The sequence below is a fragment of the Bdellovibrio sp. ZFWA1 genome (assembly GCF_056175665.1).
On record NZ_JBJKJH010000002.1, the window covers coordinates 307,332 to 326,497 of the forward strand.

The 19,166-nt window shown below is 42.6% G+C and carries 16 protein-coding genes and 1 tRNA gene; 8 read left to right on the plus strand and 9 right to left on the minus strand.

From position 1 onward, the window contains the following. Nucleotides 1–2 precede the first annotated feature (2 nt). Nucleotides 3–368 (minus strand): response regulator, encoded by a 366-nt coding sequence (locus AC04MN_RS10960; protein WP_475383251.1) that lies wholly within the window; start codon nucleotides 366–368, stop codon nucleotides 3–5. Nucleotides 369–533: 165 nt separating this feature from the next. Continuing rightward, the gene (locus AC04MN_RS10965; protein WP_475383252.1) at nucleotides 534–794 is read right to left on the minus strand and encodes a heavy-metal-associated domain-containing protein; all 261 of its coding nucleotides are present in this window, start codon (nucleotides 792–794) and stop codon (nucleotides 534–536) included. A 221-nt stretch (nucleotides 795–1,015) separates the two neighbouring features. Between AC04MN_RS10965 and AC04MN_RS10970 the strand changes: the two genes are divergently transcribed. After that, nucleotides 1,016–1,092: transfer RNA gene (locus AC04MN_RS10970), tRNA-Asp, on the plus strand. A 50-nt stretch (nucleotides 1,093–1,142) separates the two neighbouring features. Here AC04MN_RS10970 and AC04MN_RS10975 read toward each other — a convergent pair. Beyond that, a complete protein-coding gene (locus AC04MN_RS10975; protein WP_475383253.1) occupies nucleotides 1,143–1,832 on the minus strand; it encodes an HRDC domain-containing protein in 690 nt (229 codons plus the stop codon). Nucleotides 1,833–1,917: 85 nt separating this feature from the next. Next, complete coding sequence (locus AC04MN_RS10980) at nucleotides 1,918–3,510, minus strand: J domain-containing protein (protein ID WP_475383254.1); 1,593 nt, start codon at nucleotides 3,508–3,510, stop codon at nucleotides 1,918–1,920. 150 nt (nucleotides 3,511–3,660) lie between these two features. Between AC04MN_RS10980 and AC04MN_RS10985 the strand changes: the two genes are divergently transcribed. Further along, on the plus strand, nucleotides 3,661–5,142 hold the full coding sequence (locus tag AC04MN_RS10985) for a family 14 glycosylhydrolase (RefSeq protein WP_475383255.1): 1,482 nt from the start codon (nucleotides 3,661–3,663) through the stop codon (nucleotides 5,140–5,142). Nucleotides 5,143–5,307: 165 nt separating this feature from the next. After that, nucleotides 5,308–10,134: a CUB domain-containing protein gene (locus AC04MN_RS10990; RefSeq protein ID WP_475383256.1), complete on the plus strand. Its 4,827-nt coding sequence runs from the start codon at nucleotides 5,308–5,310 to the stop codon at nucleotides 10,132–10,134. 23 nt (nucleotides 10,135–10,157) lie between these two features. Here AC04MN_RS10990 and AC04MN_RS10995 read toward each other — a convergent pair whose 3' ends face one another. From AC04MN_RS10995 to AC04MN_RS11010, 4 genes are all read right to left on the minus strand, one after another. Further along, nucleotides 10,158–11,564, minus strand: coding sequence for a hypothetical protein (locus tag AC04MN_RS10995; RefSeq protein ID WP_475383257.1), 1,407 nt, complete (start codon nucleotides 11,562–11,564; stop codon nucleotides 10,158–10,160). 69 nt (nucleotides 11,565–11,633) lie between these two features. Further along, nucleotides 11,634–12,413, minus strand: coding sequence for a hypothetical protein (locus AC04MN_RS11000; RefSeq protein ID WP_475383258.1), 780 nt, complete (start codon nucleotides 12,411–12,413; stop codon nucleotides 11,634–11,636). Continuing rightward, nucleotides 12,410–13,171, minus strand: coding sequence for a hypothetical protein (locus tag AC04MN_RS11005; RefSeq protein WP_475383259.1), 762 nt, complete (start codon nucleotides 13,169–13,171; stop codon nucleotides 12,410–12,412). Before AC04MN_RS11005 ends, AC04MN_RS11000 begins: the two co-directional genes overlap by 4 nt. Before the next feature lie 11 nt (nucleotides 13,172–13,182). After that, nucleotides 13,183–14,004 carry a hypothetical protein gene (locus AC04MN_RS11010; protein ID WP_475383260.1) on the minus strand — a complete coding sequence of 274 codons (822 nt, stop codon included), beginning with the start codon at nucleotides 14,002–14,004 and terminating at the stop codon, nucleotides 13,183–13,185. Between the two features lie 229 nt (nucleotides 14,005–14,233). Between AC04MN_RS11010 and tnpA the strand changes: the two genes are divergently transcribed. The 4 genes from tnpA (at nucleotide 14,234) to AC04MN_RS11030 (ending at nucleotide 17,406) form a co-directional block, all read left to right on the plus strand. Then, the gene (tnpA, locus tag AC04MN_RS11015; RefSeq protein ID WP_475381948.1) at nucleotides 14,234–14,515 is read left to right on the plus strand and encodes an IS66 family insertion sequence element accessory protein TnpA; all 282 of its coding nucleotides are present in this window, start codon (nucleotides 14,234–14,236) and stop codon (nucleotides 14,513–14,515) included. Then, on the plus strand, nucleotides 14,512–15,363 hold the full coding sequence (locus tag AC04MN_RS11020) for an IS3 family transposase (RefSeq protein WP_475381947.1): 852 nt from the start codon (nucleotides 14,512–14,514) through the stop codon (nucleotides 15,361–15,363). Before tnpA ends, AC04MN_RS11020 begins: the two co-directional genes overlap by 4 nt. 231 nt (nucleotides 15,364–15,594) lie before the next feature. Further along, entirely contained in the window at nucleotides 15,595–16,077 is a 483-nt protein-coding gene (locus AC04MN_RS11025; RefSeq protein WP_475383261.1) for a hypothetical protein, read from the plus strand. 135 nt (nucleotides 16,078–16,212) lie between these two features. Next, nucleotides 16,213–17,406, plus strand: a complete 1,194-nt coding sequence (locus AC04MN_RS11030; RefSeq protein WP_475383262.1) for a benzoate/H(+) symporter BenE family transporter — start codon at nucleotides 16,213–16,215, stop codon at nucleotides 17,404–17,406. Here AC04MN_RS11030 and AC04MN_RS11035 read toward each other — a convergent pair. Then, on the minus strand, nucleotides 17,403–17,609 hold the full coding sequence (locus tag AC04MN_RS11035) for a SlyX family protein (RefSeq protein ID WP_475383263.1): 207 nt from the start codon (nucleotides 17,607–17,609) through the stop codon (nucleotides 17,403–17,405). The genes AC04MN_RS11030 and AC04MN_RS11035 overlap by 4 nt on opposite strands. 95 nt (nucleotides 17,610–17,704) lie before the next feature. Here AC04MN_RS11035 and hflX point away from each other — a divergent pair, with 95 nt between their 5' ends. Continuing rightward, a complete protein-coding gene (gene hflX, locus AC04MN_RS11040; RefSeq protein WP_475383264.1) occupies nucleotides 17,705–19,135 on the plus strand; it encodes a GTPase HflX in 1,431 nt (476 codons plus the stop codon). Nucleotides 19,136–19,166: the final 31 nt, after the last annotated feature.

Sequence of the window (19,166 nt, forward strand, 5' to 3'; positions counted from 1 at the left end):
GATTAAACTTTAGCCTCAAGAGCCTCGGTAACTGTTTGAATCAAGTGTTTTTCATCCCAGGGTTTGTCTACAAAAGCAAAGACTCCTAGGTTCAATGCCTCCGCCTTCATATCAGAATGACCGAATCCGGTGTGGATAATGAATGGGGTGTGGTCGCCGCGGGCGCGAAGCCAGCGCAAGACATCCATTCCTGTTTTTTTAGGCATTTTTTCATCGGATAAAATGGCATCGAAAGAGCGCTGTTCAAGGACGGCACAGGCTTCCGCTCCGTTTGCGCAAGTGATGATTTCCGAAGCCACATCTTCAAGAAGTGCACAAAGGACTTCGCGTAAATCTTCTTCATCATCAATAATTAGTAAGCTGCTCATTCAGTCCTCAACTAGCTCTGCGTATTCAAAATATAGACTTCCTCTATTATGGGTCTTTCATTGCATGAAAGTCACGGGGTTTGCCAATTGCGAAATAAAAAAGCCCGGGAATTCTGCTCCACAGGCTTTCTTGAAAACTTCTTGATTGTTAATACTGTTCTGAATTTACTTCTCGATGCTGTACTCGCCAGCTTTTTCAACGGCCTGCTGGATCTGCTCGGGAGTAAATTTGATGTTGTTCTTAGTTGTGATTTTCAAAGATCCGACTTCCACATCGCATTTGTCGATACCTTCCATATTACAAACCTTTGCTTTGATGGCCTTAACACAACCACCGCAATGCATGCCTTTGACTTTGTAGTTGTATTCTTCAGCCTGGCTCAGGGATGGTAAAAGTAGGGCGATACAGATAAATAGTTTTTTCATAATGGCTCCTTCAGTGCGCCTATTTCGGGCTATGAGGGCAGACTAAACCCATTTAATCCCGTTGTCCAATGCCAGTCCTTGCCACATATTATGGCAGCTTCATTTTAATGCCTATTTAGTCAGCAAGTTCTTGATTAGGCTCAAAAAAAAGTTAATTTTCGCCAAAAAAGAGCTTGAAATCAGCTTTAAAGCCCCCTATAAATGACTCTCCTAGTGATTGCGGGGTGGTAGTTAAGTTGGTTATAACGTCCGCCTGTCACGCGGAAGGCCGCGGGTTCGAGTCCCGTCCACCCCGCCATTTTTAATAAAATTACCGAGTCTTTGAGCTCGGTTTTTTTATGTCTGAAATCAGGATACAGAGCTTTTTTTGGTTAATAGTGGCGGATTGGCTTTGTGTTTCGATATCACTTGTAATAGCTGGTCTCCATAAAGACGTAGCTTTTCCTCGCTAACCCCTGTGATTTGTCGCATCGCTTGAAGGTTATGTGGTTTTTGCTGAGCCATCTCAATTAGCGTAAAATTTTTGAAAACCAAATATGGCGGAATTCTGTTTTGCTGGGCCAATCTGTTTCTTTCTCGTTTTAGGTTAAAATACAGTTGCCGAGAATAGTTCGGTGTTTTTGCTTGGTGATAGAACTTGAATTTTTCATTGTATGGCCTGTATTGGTGATATTCCTCAAGCAGAATTCCTGCGTGCTTATCTTTTAAGATCGCTTTCTGCTCGCTAAATCTGGGGTAGGCTCCAGTTTTCTTGCGTTTCCAATCAAGCCATGCGTGAAATAACTCATGTTCATGACGATCCATCACACATAAGTTTTGAATTCTGTTGTCTATGCGTTTTCCGTTAATGTGGTGAACGACCTCGTTTGGATAAAGACTTCGTTGAAGAACTTTTCGTGCGTACATGCGATGTTCATACTCGTCAGTCTCTTTGTATCGAACATATCCATCTTTAGTGATATACGTGGGCTTAAAAGTTCGAAAAAGAAATTTTAAGATCCAGTTCAAAGCTTGCCAAAGTAATTTTAAAATTTGCATAGATCTCTTGTCGTCACTTTCTAGATATAAATAAATGTTAATTTTTAGACACCGCTTCGAAATGAGATTTAATATTTATGCTTACTCATTGCAGGAAAATTTTTGTGCACGATGGAGCGGTTGTCTTTGAGTCAAAGTTTTTAAGTTGCTGGGTTGCCTTAATCCAATCAATCGAGGGTTTCTTAGGCCACGGTTGAATTAAAGATTTCGCAGTAAATTCTAAACTTGATACATTCAGCGAGGCTCTTAAGTCATCCCAGTGGCGGCTGTTAAAGCCCCACTTATTCAGGATAGATTTGTTTTCGATGATTAAATTCAAAAAATCTTTTTTCAGAACAGGATATAAAAAGCGTTCATGTCCTCGATCTGGGGCGAACAGAGCCTGTCGCTTTTTGGCGTCTTGAATTTCTTTTGTAACCCATTTCTGAAGAGTGTCCTGATCATATCTTGGATGTGAGCGCATATAGGCATCAATCAGTGGACCACGAGTCATGGTTCGAACTTCTTTTAAGTGGTGGTCAAGGCTGCCCTCGATGATGATTTTAAAGGTTTTTAAGATATCGTCGGCTGTAAATGCGGTGCCTGCCGCCATCTGATTTTTTGCAAGTTTTGTTTGAAGTAAGCTTTGAAGAAATCCCAGTGACTCTATTGGATTTGACCTGCAAAGTCTTGCCCAGTCATGGATTTGCGTAGAAGTCATTTCCGGTAAAAGTGGAATAATATGTTTGGTTAAGCCGGTAAGATTTCCAGATGAAAACAAAGGTCGTTGGTATCCGTTAGGCCCTGAAGCCTTAACAATGATTTCCATTGCGTCAGACAGATCCTGGGCAGTTCTAATTTTTCCAGTGGTCAGTTGGTGGTGTAAAAGTCCATCAGCAATTTCACCAGTTAAGTAAAATGGCAAAGAAGGGCTCTTTAGGCCGGTTTGATTGTTAAAACTCATCGCAAGTTTTACATCAACTTGCAATGACAGGGATTTTAATTGTGCTAAGGCTTGGTTTAACGAAAGACCCTTATCAAGCCAACGCTTGATTACATTTAGGTGAATCGAATCCCAATTTAGAGTCTGTCTGAATTCGTTTTCTCCTTCAAAGTAAGTCCAATTTGCGGTCATTTCAATAAGTGCCAGGGCTGTAGGTAAGTGATCAAAAATACCTTGATCAATTTTTATATTAAATACTTCCTTTAGTGCGGCAGAAGCCGTCGAATCGCGGTAGGCCTCGCTACCTTCATAAACTGCGGCACGAAGTTCATCTAGTTTATAAAGCGCCTCAGTCATTTCAGACGCTGAGCTTGCGCTTTTGATTTCTTGTATAACCAAAGCTAACGAAAGCTCGGAATGTTTGGCGTCAATACCATTTTGTAAATCATAGGCTCTGCGCTTTTTTGGATCGCTTAATGCTTCATAGGCTTTGCGAACCTGTATAAAGATGCTTTGTGCCCTTTGGATTTCCGCTGAGGAGGCTTGGGTCCATTTATCTGGATGGTATTTTGCGGCCATACGGCGAAACGCTAATTTAATCTCTGAATCAGATGCGAGGCGAGAGATTCCTAAAAGTTTATAGTGGTCTTGTGTCTCAGTTTGAGATACCGAGGCGGATGGTGTTAAGGAAACCAAGAGAATCGCCAAAACTGCAAAATTCTGTAAACAGCTGTATAAGTTTTGTCTATTTCTCATTACTCAATCCTCGTAAAATAGTATTCAGTCAAAAAAAGAATGCACGCTAAAACTAAGAGCAGTTTTAATGCCCACTAAAAATTAAATTTTTCTGTAAACGCTTCGAAATGAGGCTCTGTTTTGGATGTCATCTTGCACTCTATGTGTTTTATGAAAACAATTAGCCTGAAATACAATTGGATGCCTTTACTAAAAACTATTTTTGTCACTGTTGCTGCTTTATTGACGTTTCCAAATTTTGCAATGGCTGAAATTAATGTGATGGGACCCTTGCTGATTGGTGATCCTTATCATCCTGATGCAGATGTTTCGAAAAAAGCGTGGATAGAATTCGAACAGCAATTAACTATCGCTAAAGCTAACGGCGTTGAGTCTGTTTCAACTGATGTTTGGTGGGGTTTGGTCGAAGCCCAAAAAGGGGCTTTTGAATGGCGCTATTACGAAAAAATGGCTGATATCATCTCTAAGGTCGGCTTAAGATGGAGTCCAATTCTTTCTTTTCATCAATTGGGTGGCAATGTTGGCGACTCGGGATATATTCCACTTCCTGAGTGGGTGTGGGCGCAGGGCTACTATCAAACGAAGTCTGCAGATACCACAAAGCTCATGTTCAAAAGTGAAAACGGAAATCATTCCAAAGAGTATGTTTCTTTCTGGGCTACCGACATTATGAAGCCCAGATATGAATGGTTTATGGTGGCATTTCAGGCCAATTTTTCGAAGTATGCATCTATCATAAATGAAATAAATATCTCGATGGGGCCAGCTGGTGAGTTGCGCTACCCAAGTTATAATATGCATGATGGGCCTTCTGCTGGTTACCCGCACCGAGGAGCCTTGCAGGCTTATTCGGATTTGGCTGTGGACAGTTTCCGTGAAGCGATGAAAATGAAATATCAAACCTTGCAGAACTTAAATAATTCATGGGGCTCTCAGTTAAGTTCTTTCGAACAAATCTATCCCCCAAATCAGCAAGAACTAAAAAACAGCTTCTTTGAAACGAACCAGCACTTTAGCGCCTATGGTAAAGATTTTTTTGATTGGTATTCTGGATCCTTGTCCGAGCACGCTCGAAAGATGATAAGCATTGCTAAAAGTGTTTTTCAAAGCAACGAGGCTGCTTTTGCTAGCGCAAAGATCGGATTGAAAATCCCCGGTGTGCATTGGCGAGCTGGCGGAGACCGCCTGGCCGAACTAAATGCGGGTATGATTAAAACAAGCTACGGTGATTGGTATTCTGATAAAGCCGACTTTGGCTATAGGGACTTATTAAGGCCTTTGTCCGGCATTAGCCAAAATTTGGTAATTCACTTTACCGCGACCGAGTTGCCGGATCGTGCGTATGAAGGTGCATTGAAGGTCGACTCACTTGCCGAAACCTTGGTTCGAAAGATTGGTGTCGCTTCTTCAAAATATCAGTTTGAATTAAAAGGCGAAAATGCCCTTTCGTGGAGTCTTTACGATCCAGCTTCATTTTCCAGAATGAGCCGTGCAATGACAGAATATGGATATAGTGGAATGACTTTGCTAAGAATCGACGAAATTTATAAAAATCCCACTATTCTTGAGTCGATAAAAGCATTACCCAAAGGTTCTTCAAGCAGAAATAGCTGCCAAGGCATTTTTAGATGAGTTCGAAGGCTGATTCTGCATTGTTTCAGAATAAGACAAAGTTCTCAAAAAATTTAAAAAAATGGCTAAATAGAACTCATTGTTCTTAGAATTTTTTATAGTTCTGCCGATTAGATAAATATGAGACTTCTTGAACGTCAACGGAAATTTTTTTATTTTATATCAGTGATCGCGGTAGTTTTTTCTACGACGGCGTGTAGTTTGAACGCCAATCTGACGGAACTGTTGGGGCAGAATCAGCAGTCCACCGAATTAAGTATCGACGATTCAGCGCAAAGTATAATTGTTAATGCGACGAACTATCAAAGTAAGACAATTGAAGGTGCATGTCCTACTGACGGCAGAACAATCGTCGTGAAAATTCAGGACATCCCCGTAGGGAATACCTCTTGTTCTGGAGGGCGCTGGAGCTTTTCACATGATTTTTCAGGAGTCCCAGATAGTGATAATATTAAGATCGAAGTTTCTGAGGACTCAAAGTCCGTTATTGGTCAAATTTTAAAAGATACCATACTTCCTGTAGTTCAAGGTCTAAGTGATGAACTAATCCCAGCAACCTCATTTGTAAGTTCATGGAGTTGTCTTGATACTCAAGATCAGTGTCAGTTTCGATTTACAGAAACTGATAGCCCGGTTCATGTATTTTTAGTTGAGTCGTTCGGAGTTACCAGTAGCAAAACACACAACACCGAGGGAGTTCGTTATCTGTATGTGCAGGCCATTGATCGGGCTCAAAATCAATCGGCTGTAGAGAAAGTGCAAGTTCTTGTTGGGGTTCCACAGCTCTTTATTGGTGGGCTCTTTAAGGAAGTTACAACGACCGGAATCGAAGATCTGAATATTTTGGCTCCCTCGAGCCTAACGGAAATGGCATTATTCAATAATCAGAATTGTTCGGGGGCCCCAACTTGGCAGACTCGTCAATCGGTCGTGCCAGGGTGGAATTTAGATTCTTCGGCAGTAGGTGGAACGGCTTACGTAAGTATAAAGTTTAGAACAAGTACATTGGTAGAATCTGCATGCTACTCTGATTCAATACAGTGGCCGTTATTTACGCAGATGAATGTTTGCACCTCTGTTTCATCAAGTTTAGACAGGGGAACTATTGTCGATTCGGGGGGGACGTCAAACGATTACAGCAACGATGAAAACTGCACCTTGAATCTTACACTTGCTGGTGCGACAAAATTCTATTTTGATAGTTTCAGTACCGAGTCGGGGTATGATTATCTCGAGATACTAGATAATGGAGTGCAAGTTTTTAACCAATCAGGTAGCAGTGTTCCATCCGCGGTGACAACGACATCCAGCAACGTGCAAGTAAAATTCACGTCCGATAGTAGCGTTGTTGGAGCTGGCTTCAAAGTCCGTTGGCAGCCATTGGCGGCAAGCGATTTTAGCAATCAAGCCATTACCTTGAATGGAGGCGCACCTATCGCAACATCGGCGACAGTAGCTGTTAGTCTGGCAGCGCCGGGACATTTAGTTCAGGCCTATTTGACCGAAGATAGCAGTTGTTCTTCAGGTGGTACCTGGGCAACGATAGCGAGTAGTAATTCGTGGACCTTTAGTGATTCAACCAATGGCGTTAAGAATTTATATGTAAAATTCAAGGATGCCCTAGGTGCAGAGACATTCTGTAACCAGGCATCGGTAGAGCTTGATACTCCTCAGGTGACGGTTGATGGTCCTTCCAACGGAACCGAAATATCGAACTCTTTGACCGTCTACGGTTTTTGTACTGTGCCCAATAAAGGCATAGAAATTTCAGGAAGTCTGAGCGCGACATTAAATTGTGACAACTCTCAAGGATGGACTCATACATTTGATACTAGTGCCTTGGCTAACGGAAGTAATCTAAACTTGGTTGTTAAACATACTGACGGAGCTCAGGTTTTAGCGTCAACGACAGCTAATTTTATTGTACGTCGCACACTTTCAATATTAAGTCCGGCGGCAGGCTCTATCATTGGTCCCAATACGACATTTGGTGGTTCCTGTAATGTTAATGGTGCCACCATTTCAATAACAAGTCCTGTGTCGGCGACAGCGACTTGCTCGGGCGGGACTTGGAGTTCATCGCTGACAATTAGTGGTGCGGATGGGGCTGGAATCACATTCACCGCAAATTTAATCGATAACTCGATAGTTCAAGAGACGAAATCTGCCAATTATACGCTCTCTACGTTGCCTCCAACTGTGGTTATTAATGGAAGTCCTTCAGGGATTAGTACGGCAACTTCGGCAAATATTACTTTTAATGGAACCAACGTCAGTAAAGCAAAGTACAAAATTGGCAATGCCATTGATTGCTCGGACTCTAGTGGATATGGGTCAGAAGTAAATGCGGGTGTTGCCCAAACTATCGATTTTAGTGGGCTTAGCAATGGTGGAATTACATTGTGTGCTGTGGGTTTAAGTTCTGTGAATGGGCTTTGGCAAAGCTACTCGAGTGCAACCTCGGCAACTTGGACCAAGGACTCAGAGGTGAGTGCCGTCATTTCATCAAAAAATATTTCTATTAACGAAGGAACAACAAATAATTTGATCACCTTTAGCTTAACCGGAACGAAATCTTACGATGTCCGCGTGTATTACAATTATTTCGGTAATCAAGTCTATATGGTTGATCACAATCTTCTTCCAGGATTTGTGACTATTCCTGCAGGTTCACTTTCAGCAAGTGTTTCGTATGATACCTTTGATACGGGATTTGCGGAAGGCGATCGAAATCTTAGAGTCTACATAACTCATACTAATCAAGCAGCTGTCACGATCGGTGCATTGAACTTGGTTTATCATCTAATTAAGGATAACGATGCTACTTATAAAACTATTCAAAAGTTGTCGGTATCTCGATATAATACCTGTGCCATTTATTCAGATGGAAAGCTATTTTGTTGGGGCGACAATTACTCGGGTCAGTTAGGGGTTGGACATAAAAATCCTGTTTATACTGCGGTTGAACCAATTCCAGCAGAGACCTTTTTAGAAGTCTATGTTAACGACCAGTATGGATGTGCACTGACGACTGGCAAAAAGATTAAATGTTGGGGTTATAACTATTATGGTAATTTAGGTAATGGCAATAAAGTAGATCAATTGACTCCTGTCGATGTTGATGCCACTGAAAATTACAATCAGATATCGATCGGTAGTCATGGTGGTTGTGGTGTTACAGATACGAATAAAATGAAATGCTGGGGTAGAAATAATGTCGGGCAAAACGGGGATGGAACTACCAGCGATAGTTTAACGCCGATTCTTATTGATGCGAGTACGAACTACTCTTCCGTTAGCCGATACGATGGTACGACATGTGGAATTACTACGGCTCAAGAGTTAAAGTGCTGGGGTGCTAATAATTATCAGCAAGTACTTGTTGGTGGGGGAGCCTCGGTTTTGTCTCCGACAGTTGTTGATTCTGGTACAAGCTATTTAAAGGTTGTTGCTGGTGTCACGGTATGCGGTCTCACTACGACTAACAAACTGAAATGTTGGGGGTGGAATGGATCTACTTACCAAGTTGGTAACAATACTACGACGACTCCAATCACAACTCGGTCGATGATTGATTCTGGTACTGATTACATTGATTTGGGCATGGGATGTGCCGTAACTTCGAATAATGATTTAAAGTGCTGGGGCGAAGTGCGCGGAACCTTTAGTACATCCCAAACTACAATACAGCCAGTGCCGACGTTGGTGAATGACGGTATTAAGTATTCGAAGATCTATACTGGTCCCTATGGATACTGCGGAATTTCGTTAGATGGTCAGCTTGTTTGTATGGGGGATAATGCTAATAAGTGGTTTTTCCCTGCCACCGCATTTGATTTTATACAAGTCGATCCAAATACGACCTTCGTTGATTATGGCGTTGGAACTGCGACAGCTTGTGGAATCAAATCCGATGGTTTGGCATCATGCTGGGGCAGTTACTATACCGGAGCGGGGATGAATATTATGACTCCGGTTATCGTTGATTCTGGGGCAGATTATACAGGTGGTAAAGCGGTGCCTTCGAATAATGGTTCCTGCGTTATAAATGGCTCTGGAGCTATGAAGTGTGCAGGAGCCAATGGCTTCGGTGCTGTCGGCAGTGGAGTTGTAGGCGGTGCCGTGTTGTATATGTCACCGGTCGCTCCTGGAGTTGCCTTTGCAAATGCGGCCCGAGAGCAGTTTTATTGTGGTCTTGGGGTTTCAACGTCAGGGAAGCTTTATGTTTGGGGATCCAGTGGTGGTGGTGCTGATTGTAAAGGATCAAACCCAACAATGATCGATACAGCAACTGTGTATAAGCCCGAGACCTTGAGGGTTTCTAGTAGCTTTTACTGTGCTATTACCACTTCAGATCAGATTAAGTGTTTTGGTTATGACGACAATTTTGGAAATCTCGGCGGTTCATCAAAAGCAAGTCCAACTGTAGTTGATGCCGGAACGACATATCGGAAAGTTGAAATTTCATACGCGCATATTTGCGGTCTTACGATGGCCAATACTATTAAATGCTGGGGCGCCAATTCCCAAGGTAAAGTTGGGAACGGATCTACGAGCAATACTAGCGTTCCGTTTACAGTGGATTCGGCTAACACTTACTCTTCTTTAAGTGTAGGTGATTCTGCGGTATGTGGAGTCCGAACTAACGGGGACCTTAAATGTTGGGGGTATTGGGGAGACTATACGTTCAATATCTCGGCGACGACCCCGACTCTGGTTAATAGTGGAGTTTCTTATGCGGACGTTAAAGTCGCAGGTAATAGTAGTATCGCATTAACTACCGATGGAAAAGTGCACTACTTCCCTAAGAACAGATTTGATCAAGCTCCCACAGTCATTCAGCCTGGGGTTACGTTTACTAGTATTAAGGCGCACGGTAGTGGGTATACATTCTGTGCGATGGATAACTCTAATAAAGTATGGTGCAACAAAGGCAACTGGGATGGTAACTATATCTCGACACCAAGATATATGCCGTTCCGTCGCCAATAGTAAATTAATTCATCAAATGAATATTAGAATCCCCAAAGTGTGAAATCATCTATCACCGAGATTTTCTTATAGCCTTGGCTAAGTAGGTATTCAGTGAATGGCGTTGGGCAATTGAGCTCTGAAAAGCGATCCGATGATAAAATAAATTGTTTTGGGGTTGTTATTATTTGATTGCAAGAGATTTGGCCGGTGCGGATGCGTACCCTTGAAGGATCGACAAAGGGGCCCTTGGGGGGATTGCCCGATTGAAGCGATAGCCAAGGATGATCCGAAATCAAACCAACATTTTTTATCGATTCATTCTTAAGCTGATTAATTAGGAAGTCGGTTTTATTCGCCCAAGCCTGATTGGCCTTAAAGTAAAAGCACGTCGTAAATGCAATAAAACCTATTTGAAATAATGCAAGGACATTCAATAAAGATCGCATTTTATGATCTTTTAGTACCAAAATAAGTCCCAAAACTGCGCCGGGAAATAAAATAACAATATGATGTTTCCAAACCGTAGAATGAACAAGAAAAGCAAATAAGGGAATAGCAAAGACCAGGAGGCTACGAAGTTCAATACTTGGCCATTGTAGCTCATCTTTTAAATTTAATGAGCTTCGTTTTATTTTCTGTATCCATCTAAAAAAGATATATAGGCATGATATAAATCCCAAAATTATAAGTGGAGAGTAAAGACTGTGTTTTAAGACGCCGGATTCTCCCCATGGGCGAATACCGTGACCTTCAATAAGCCACAAAATGCGATCAATTAGGGACGTTCTTTCGATGGGGTTGGTCAGCGCTCCTCCTTGCAGGCTTGAAACACCGTTGATTGGAAAGCCTGTTAGAAAAGCTAAAAGCAAAGCCAAAACAAGTGATGCCAATATATTGGTGCGCTTTTTAAATAATAAAGCAAAAGGAGCCGCAACTAGCTTCATGTTCAGGGCGATCGCCATCCAGCCAATGCGTTCCGAGCTTAGGGCGAAAATGGCCCATGCAATAGCAGGAATATTTCCCAAAATGGTGTGCGATACGAAAAACACAGCAGATGAGCTTAAAAGTAAAAAAACAGCTAAGGTATTAAGGCGACCGCGGACGTTGATCGTTGCTAATAGACGAGAAAAGCCCGTGGCTAAAATTGCACCATGAGCTAAAATTAAAGCACGGCAGGTAATGGCGAATTCGTGAAATTCAAGTGGGCGACCTAAAAAACTACTTACCAGATCCGAGGCCCCTTTAAGGACGTAGGCGAATAAAGGCCACTGGGTAAAATCAATTTCGATAAATAGACGTCCGCCTTGTTGCAGGGCTTTGACGGTGGCTAGATAAACACCTTCATCAAAGCTAAAAGGTCCATTGAATTTTAAAAAGACAATGTGAAAGGGCAGTAGCAAGAGCCATACGACAAAAGCTTTTTGAGTGTCAGAAAATTGATTTAGCATTTGGCTAATCTAGCACCCTTCGTTATCCCTGCAAAGATATAGTTGTTGTTAGTTTCGAAGGAGGCCAGGCTACCTATTCGTTCGAACACAGACTCGTTGATTAGGACGATCAATGACAGCCAAAGGAATCTTAGTTAATGGACCTTTCTGATTTCCATTGAGATCATAAAATGCCAGACCTAAGAAGCCCATCGCTAAAGAGTGCTCGATAAATTGGGCACCTGGTCCTGATACTTTTTTATAGGTATCGATATTCGCAGAAGTCATTTTGAATTCATAATGCGAACTTTCGGATGTACGAAGATTTTTGACTTCAATACTTTTTGATTCATTAACTTTGAAGGCATATCCAGCTCCAGGAAAACCACAAAATACACCTTCTTGAAGGTGAATCCACTGGGCTTGCTCTAAGCCATCAGATTTGATAATTGGCTGTTCATTTTTGCGGTTGTCCACGTAAATTTCAAGCCATTGTCCTTGGATATATAGATTGTCTGAAGCGATCTTATTGATATGCGCTTCTTCAAGGTTCAGGGAAATTTTTCGACTTTGATTGTGGCAAGATTCTTCGGCAACTAAGTTTGCTTTAAGACGGGGAAGCTTTCCCTCTTTAGCGATCAGGTCGCACTTGTCTTGTGCCATGCTTATTAGATTACGAGCAAATAAAGTGGATTCAACATAGTCGCAGGACGTTGTCTTAATATACGTAGGAAGTCCAAGGATTTGAGTGTCCCAAGGGTTAGCGGACTCGCAATAAAATCCTAATCGATCAGAGGCCTGGACAGCAGAGGTCATGGCAACGCTTGAAAGAAGCAATATTCGAATGGATTGTCGTAAAAAATAGATCATAGGGACCCCGCTTGTTGCGATAGTTCTTTAATTTTTTCTTCGATGGATTTCAGATCTTTTTCAATTGCAGTTCGAATCTTCGGGTCTGGCGTTGATTGGCGCTTTTCCTGTAGGGCTTTTCGCAGTTCTAGAAGGGACTCTAAGACTAGGGCCTCTGCGGTATCTTCACTGACGTGGCTACTATTTAAAATCGAGTTCAATTTTTCGATAGATTCAATTCTTTGCAATTGATACCTTGTTTGCACTTCATAATAAAGATTTAACGACTGTGTCAGGGTAATACCTGTGATAAGAGTCACTCCGACCGGCTTAGAAAGGCTCATGATTCCGCCAAAGATCTTTGCGGATACGTTGTTCGCAATCCAAATAAGCATGATGGCTGGAAGTTTTCCCGCCGAATCCGCAGCTAAGAGTGAAGCTGCGTAGGCATCGCGTTTAAAGGCAGAATTCGGAGCGCAGTCTCGAAGGGCTTGATAAAAATCGTCAGATTCCATGCGATCTGAAACATAAATTCCCATCCATTTCCGTTGGTGGTACGCAGAGATTTTTTGGACTAAATCTGCATTGGATTTAAAGGCATCGGCAAGAAGGCTTAAGTTTTCTCCGGTTGAAACAAGAAATGAGTTTAACTGCTCTGATCCAATAAAAGTTCTGCAGGACTTTAAAGTCTGATAGTAAATTTCTGACCGTTCTTCGGCAAACGCCAAAGAAGACAGAAAAATAGTGCTGGAAATAAGGTAGTTAAAAATTACTTTCATTCGTCGACTCTTTAATTTAACTGATAAATCTCTTTCATTTCTTCGATTTTAATAAGCTCTTGCTCTAGGTGATTCAAGCGTTGAATAGAAGATTTAAGGCTTATAATCGCCTGCGTGATTTCACCTTTATTTAATGTCATTAACGAACTGTCTAAAGCGGACCCCGCAAGGGCTCCCACCGTGCCTAACATGACTAAAAGTCCACCACCGATATTGGCGCCTCCCGTTTGCTGAGTCGCAAGCGACAGAACTCCCGCGCCTAACATAGCATAAGAAGCAACGGTCACATTACGCCCTAACCCGCTGGCTTGAAGTGCTTTTTCTAGTTGCTCCATGATCTGAATAGACTGATGACGCATGTCTTGTATCAACTTAATTTTGTCAGAGTTTTGCAATCTTGTTTTTGTTGAGAGGTCGCAAATGCTATTTGGGTCAGTAAGATCTTTGATGGTATTTCCTAGCTCAGAAACTGCCATTTCGTATTCTTTTAGTTGCCCTAAGCCCACCGTATAATTTACACCACCAGCAAGTGCGCTGGCCGCCATGACTCCCAAAGCAATATTTTTAGCAGAATGATCGATCAGGGGCTGCTTTTTGAAAGTTGCCACGGCAATCAACCCAATCATAAGGGTAGAACCCGCGATCTGAGCTTTATGGCTCCTGGAGGCTTCATTTAAGTTTGTTTCGGCCTGAAGCAATGTGGCCTCGAGGCGTTCTTTTAGTTTATAAGACTCGACACATTGAACGTTAGCCAGGGCCGATTGATTGGTAAAAGTAGCCGCAGCGATCGCAGAAAGAACCCATTTTTTTGCGTTGATTTTAATGATGGCCATAGAAATTCCTTTATAAATATATGTCTATCTCATAGACAGCGACGCCATTTTGGGGCATGTGGGCTTATACTGACGGCTACAAATTTAGTGCGTCTTTTGACTCTTGTTCTCTTATATTTCAGGAAAACGAGAATCACTAGATCACTTGCTTCATGTCGTTAGTATAATGACCTTGGCCCCAAAAACTGGAGCACTTGATTCCTCCCAACAAAGCGCGTAAAAGACGTGCATGAAGGGAGCGCAAATGCGCAAATCCAGATTTTCAGACGAACAAATCACCAAGATTTTATCCGAAGGCCATGCCGGAGCGTCGACTCAAGATATTTGCCGCAAACACGGCATCGCCACCCACACGTTCTATGCATGGAGAAAGAAATACGGCAGTATGCAGGGCTCTGAGGTTCGTAGGCTTAAAGAGCTTGAAGCAACGATCGTGCGCTTGCAGCGTGTGGTTGCAAAACAGGCCGTCGAACTAGAGGCAGCCCAAGAGATCATCAAGGGAAAGTGGTGAGCCCCAAGCAAAAGCGCAAGGCGTTTGAAGCTATCAAAGACAAATTGAAAATCAGCAAACGATCACTCTGCAAAGTCTTGGGGCTTCAACAATCTACGCTATTTTACAAGCGCCAACGACATCGCGATGACAACGCCCTAAAAGAAAAAATGCTTGAGATTGCGCAAGCAAAGGTTCGCTATGGCAGACCACGGGTTTCATTTATTCTTCGTGAGCGTATGGGTTTTAAAGATAATCACAAGCGAATTGCTCGAATATACCGAGAGCTGGGATTGCAAATGAATCGACGATCAGGAAAGAAAAAGAGATCAGGCAAACGACTCCTCTTTGTGGCTCCGACGGGACCCAATCAAATTTGGGCCATGGACTTTGTCTCAGACTCTCTAGCGACGGGACGAAGATTTAGAACCCTCAACATCAAAGATTTATTCACACACGAAGCGGTGGCGATTCATGTTGATTTTTCAATTCCGGGCAACCGCGTGGCCGATGTGCTCAACAGACTCAAGACTCAAGGTAAGTGCCCGAAAGCGATCATCGTGGACAACGGTACGGAGTTCACTTCAAAGGCGATGGATGTATGGGCATACCAAAACGGGGTGGAACTGAAATTTATTCAACCTGGCAAACCTATCCAGAATGCATTCATTGAGTCTTTCAACGACAAGTTCCGCAGCGAGTGTTTGAATCTAAACTGGTTTGAATCCATTTTGCATGCAAAAGAGATCATTGAAAGTTGGAGAATCGAGTACAACACGGAACGACCAAACTCAGCGTTGAAAAATAAAACACCAGAAATGTTTGCCAAACAATACGAAGAAAGATTAAGAGAGACTTCTCAACCGTGAGGTTTCAAACACTCCAAAGAAGGGGCCAAGGTCAATAAGAACGAATTTAGCCCTGTTTTAAGCGCTAAAATATGATGGAATGCAAAAGACAATCCATTTTTTGAAAACACTTTGAGTTGAGTTGTTGGCATGCTGGGGTGAATGGATTCTGGCATACTTATAGCATACCTTGAATTTGGTCATGTTAATAAAATTTGAAAGTTATGTGCTATTCATAAAAAAGGAGAAAGTATGAAAAAAATGGTTATTGGGACATTGGTTATGTTTTCGGTGGCATCAACAGCAATGGCTCAGTCTCGGGCTGTAGATATCGTAAAAGGACTTCGTAAGTTGAATGGCAGTGTTGGCCGAGTCGTTGAGTCTTATGAAAACGGTATTGCTGGAAGTCGTTGTGCGATCAACATTCAAGACGAAGATTTTGAAATGGGTGGCGAGAGAATCGTAGGGATGACGGTTTCATTGAATGATACTGGTATGTACTTTACTCCGAATACTATGATCACTAATTCGGCTAAGCTAGTTGATGATAATACGTTGCTGGTTAGTGAAAGTTCAAAAAGAGCCGGTGGCGATGCCTGTGGCGATATGGGTGGAGCAGTCGGTTTTAAAGAGACAATTTCTTTAGAAGGTAAAAAAGTGACTATTAGACAACAGTTCCGTTGCATTTCAGATGGTCTTCGTAAGACGGATCTAAAAACGACTTGTCAGTTCTAATTAATTAGATAGCGAGCAAGTCTCTGTTTTTTGTAGATACAAAAAAAGCCTGCGCAATGTCGCAGGCTTTTTTGTTTTTCAATCATGCTAAATCATGGCAGTCTTAAATATCTCTTTTAGATTGGTTGGTCCATTTTGGAATTCAAAAAAAGAACATTTTTAAAAGATCTTAGTTTTACAACGGCTTCCTCTGGTGCCATCGCCTGTTTAGTTGGCTATTTAAGCTCTGCCGCCCTGGTGTTTCAGATGGCCAAGGCTCTTGGATTAAATAGCATGCAGGCCAGTCAATGGATCGGTATTCTTTGTTTAGCAATGGGAATCATCACGATCGGTATGTCCTTAAAGTATAAAATGCCGATCATGTTTGCTTGGTCCACTCCTGGAGTCGCTGTTCTTTTAGGTGGCTTTAATGGACATACGGTCCAACAGGCAGTTGGAATCTTTATTCTTAGCTCGCTATTCACGATACTGATTGCTTTGTCTGGTCAGTTCGATCGGCTGATGAAATTAATTCCCAGCGAGATATCCTCGGCCTTGATTGCAGGGATCTTGTTAAAATTTTGTTTGAATGCTTTTTCGGTGCTTAATGAATTACCCTTAGTTTTAGGGATTATGCTGGCGGTATTTTTAATCACGAAGCGGTTCAAAGCATTTTATGCTGTGCCGGTCAGTTTATTTTTTGGAGTTCTAGTATTAGCTCTGACACAAGGAATTCAATTTCAGAATATTGATCTTGCTATTCATAGCCCCGAGTTTTGGTGGCCCGAGTTTAGAATTCAAGATGCCATAGGTTTAGCTTTTCCACTATGTTTGGTGACGATGACATCTCAGAATGTCACGGGATATGCAGTTTTAAAGTCTAATGATTTTAGTGTTTCGGGTTCAAAAATGATTTTGGTCGCAGGACTAACCAATCTTTTGGTGGCGCCATTTGGTGGATTTTCGTTGAATCTGTCTTCATTGACAGCGGCGATCATTGCGGGCCCCGAGGCCGATCCTGATAAAAATAGACGCTATACCGGAGCGGTAGTGTCGGGGGTTATCTATATTGTGATGGGACTTTTTGCTAGCGCCTTTGCGGGATTATTAGGAGTGATCCCCCCTTCGATGGTGGTTGTGATTGGGGGCCTGGCATTGATGTCAGTGGTTGGGCTAAATCTTGAAAAATCGTTCCACCGACCGGGATATAAAGAAGCAGCCTTTTTTACTTTTTTAGTTGCGGCCTCAAAGTTTGAAGTGATGGGGGTGGGTTCGGCATTTTGGGCGCTTGTCGTTGGACTAATTGTTTTAAAAGTTTTACCTACTGCGCAGAATAAAAAAGCAAATTAGTAGTGAGGTGGCTTTTCATGGCCACGGATATCCTCGCCTTCAGAGCCAAGAGCCTCTTTGAATCTTTTGGCCAACTGATGAAGAGTCTTATCTAATTGGTCGATCTGAAGTTGTTGCTGGTAAATGACTTGATTCAGTTCCTCAAGCAAGAGGTCTTGATGGGCAATCTTAGTTTCCAAATCAATAATTCTTTTTTCATCCATGCCTAGGATTTAGCGGATACTTGCAACGAAGGCTAGCACTTTGTCGGGCTCTTGTGATAAGAACTCTTCTATTGAATGATTTTGAAAGGTTTTCCATGTCTCAGGATAGAATGCACTCTACGGAAGAGGCGACCCCAAAAGCGGTGCTAGTTGGCTTGCAGTTGCCCCGTGTTTCTGAAGAAGAAATGCAAGCCTCGTTAGACGAGCTTGGCCGTTTAGTTAAAACCTTGGGATACGAGGTCGTTGGACGAACTTGGCAAAGACGCAATTCAACTAGAACGGTAGCCGTTCTTGGTGATGGAAAGTTGAAAGAGCTGGCCAAGTGGACCGGCGGCACTGGCGTGGTTGCGCCTTCATTTAAAGCGAAAAAACATAAGGCCGCTTTAAAATTTGCTAAAAATCAAGTCATGGATATGGATGAGTCCTTGGAAGAGCCCGAGGAGGAATTTGAAGAAGAACTCGAACAAGAGTATCTTTTGGATAATCCCACCGAAAAAGCCGAGGTCGTTATTTTTGACTGTGATCTTTCTCCAAGCCAGTTGCGAAATATGGAAAGTGCAACAGGTGTCCTTGTCTTAGATCGAACGGGCGTTATTATCGAGATATTCAGTCGCCATGCGCGAACGAAAGCGGCAAAAGCTCAGGTTGAAATTGCTCGTCTAAGATACTTAGCCCCGCGGCTTCGTGAAAGCTCAATCGGGGGGGACCGTCAAGGTGGTGGTATCGGCGGTAAGGGAGCTGGGGAATCGGCAATTGAATTGGATCGTCGAAAGATTCGGGATCGAATCAAGGAACTAAAAAATGAAATTGCGTCGATGTCTAATGAAGACAATACGCGAAGATCCAGACGAGCCCAAGAGCTGACGGTGGCTTTGGTTGGCTATACCAATGCTGGAAAAAGCTCGTTGATGAGGGCATTGACTGGCAGTGATGTGCTTGTTGCTGACAAGCTTTTTGCGACATTAGACACAACCGTTCGAGAGATTTACCCAGAGTCTAAACCAAAACTTTTGATTTCAGATACGGTTGGATTCATTAAAAAATTACCTCATGATCTTGTGGCATCTTTCAAATCGACACTCGATGAAGCCGCAGGGGCCTCGTTGCTTTTATATGTTGTAGATAGCTCTGATCCGTCTTTTAGGTCGCAACTAGAGGTCACCAAAGAAGTACTCGCAGAAGTGGGCGCAGGACAAATTCCCCACTACCTTGTCTTGAATAAGGTGGATCGTCTTGACGTTGATCAACTGGCTAGATTGAAAGCCGAGTATCCTGAGGCCTATTTTATGTCGACGCGAGAGCCGCAAGATGTTCAGAATCTTCGCTCAAAATTGATCGCTCATTTCGAAACCGATATGGCGGATCATGAAGTGTTAATTCCCTATGATGTTCAAGGTGCCATTGGCGAAATTCGCGGCAAGTTAAAAGTATTAGCCGAAGAATATACGGACCGAGGAGTGAAGCTTGTTATTCGTGCCGAAGAAGCCACGATAAAAAAGCTAAAATCTAAGTACGGTATAAGATAAAAAAAAGGTCGATGTGCGCATCGACCTTTTT

Excerpts from the sequence above, each read along its gene's own strand:
- AC04MN_RS10960 (WP_475383251.1), bottom strand. The coding sequence starts at position 368 with ATGAGCAGCTTACTAATTATTGATGATGAAGAAGATTTACGCGAAGTC.
- AC04MN_RS10965 (WP_475383252.1), bottom strand. The coding sequence starts at position 794 with ATGAAAAAACTATTTATCTGTATCGCCCTACTTTTACCATCCCTGAGC.
- AC04MN_RS10975 (WP_475383253.1), bottom strand. The coding sequence starts at position 1,832 with ATGCAAATTTTAAAATTACTTTGGCAAGCTTTGAACTGGATCTTAAAA.
- AC04MN_RS10980 (WP_475383254.1), bottom strand. The coding sequence starts at position 3,510 with ATGAGAAATAGACAAAACTTATACAGCTGTTTACAGAATTTTGCAGTT.
- AC04MN_RS10985 (WP_475383255.1), top strand. The coding sequence starts at position 3,661 with ATGAAAACAATTAGCCTGAAATACAATTGGATGCCTTTACTAAAAACT.
- AC04MN_RS10995 (WP_475383257.1), bottom strand. The coding sequence starts at position 11,564 with ATGCTAAATCAATTTTCTGACACTCAAAAAGCTTTTGTCGTATGGCTC.
- AC04MN_RS11000 (WP_475383258.1), bottom strand. The coding sequence starts at position 12,413 with ATGATCTATTTTTTACGACAATCCATTCGAATATTGCTTCTTTCAAGC.
- AC04MN_RS11005 (WP_475383259.1), bottom strand. The coding sequence starts at position 13,171 with ATGAAAGTAATTTTTAACTACCTTATTTCCAGCACTATTTTTCTGTCT.
- AC04MN_RS11010 (WP_475383260.1), bottom strand. The coding sequence starts at position 14,004 with ATGGCCATCATTAAAATCAACGCAAAAAAATGGGTTCTTTCTGCGATC.
- tnpA (WP_475381948.1), top strand. The coding sequence starts at position 14,234 with ATGAAGGGAGCGCAAATGCGCAAATCCAGATTTTCAGACGAACAAATC.
- AC04MN_RS11025 (WP_475383261.1), top strand. The coding sequence starts at position 15,595 with ATGAAAAAAATGGTTATTGGGACATTGGTTATGTTTTCGGTGGCATCA.
- AC04MN_RS11035 (WP_475383263.1), bottom strand. The coding sequence starts at position 17,609 with ATGGATGAAAAAAGAATTATTGATTTGGAAACTAAGATTGCCCATCAA.
- hflX (WP_475383264.1), top strand. The coding sequence starts at position 17,705 with ATGTCTCAGGATAGAATGCACTCTACGGAAGAGGCGACCCCAAAAGCG.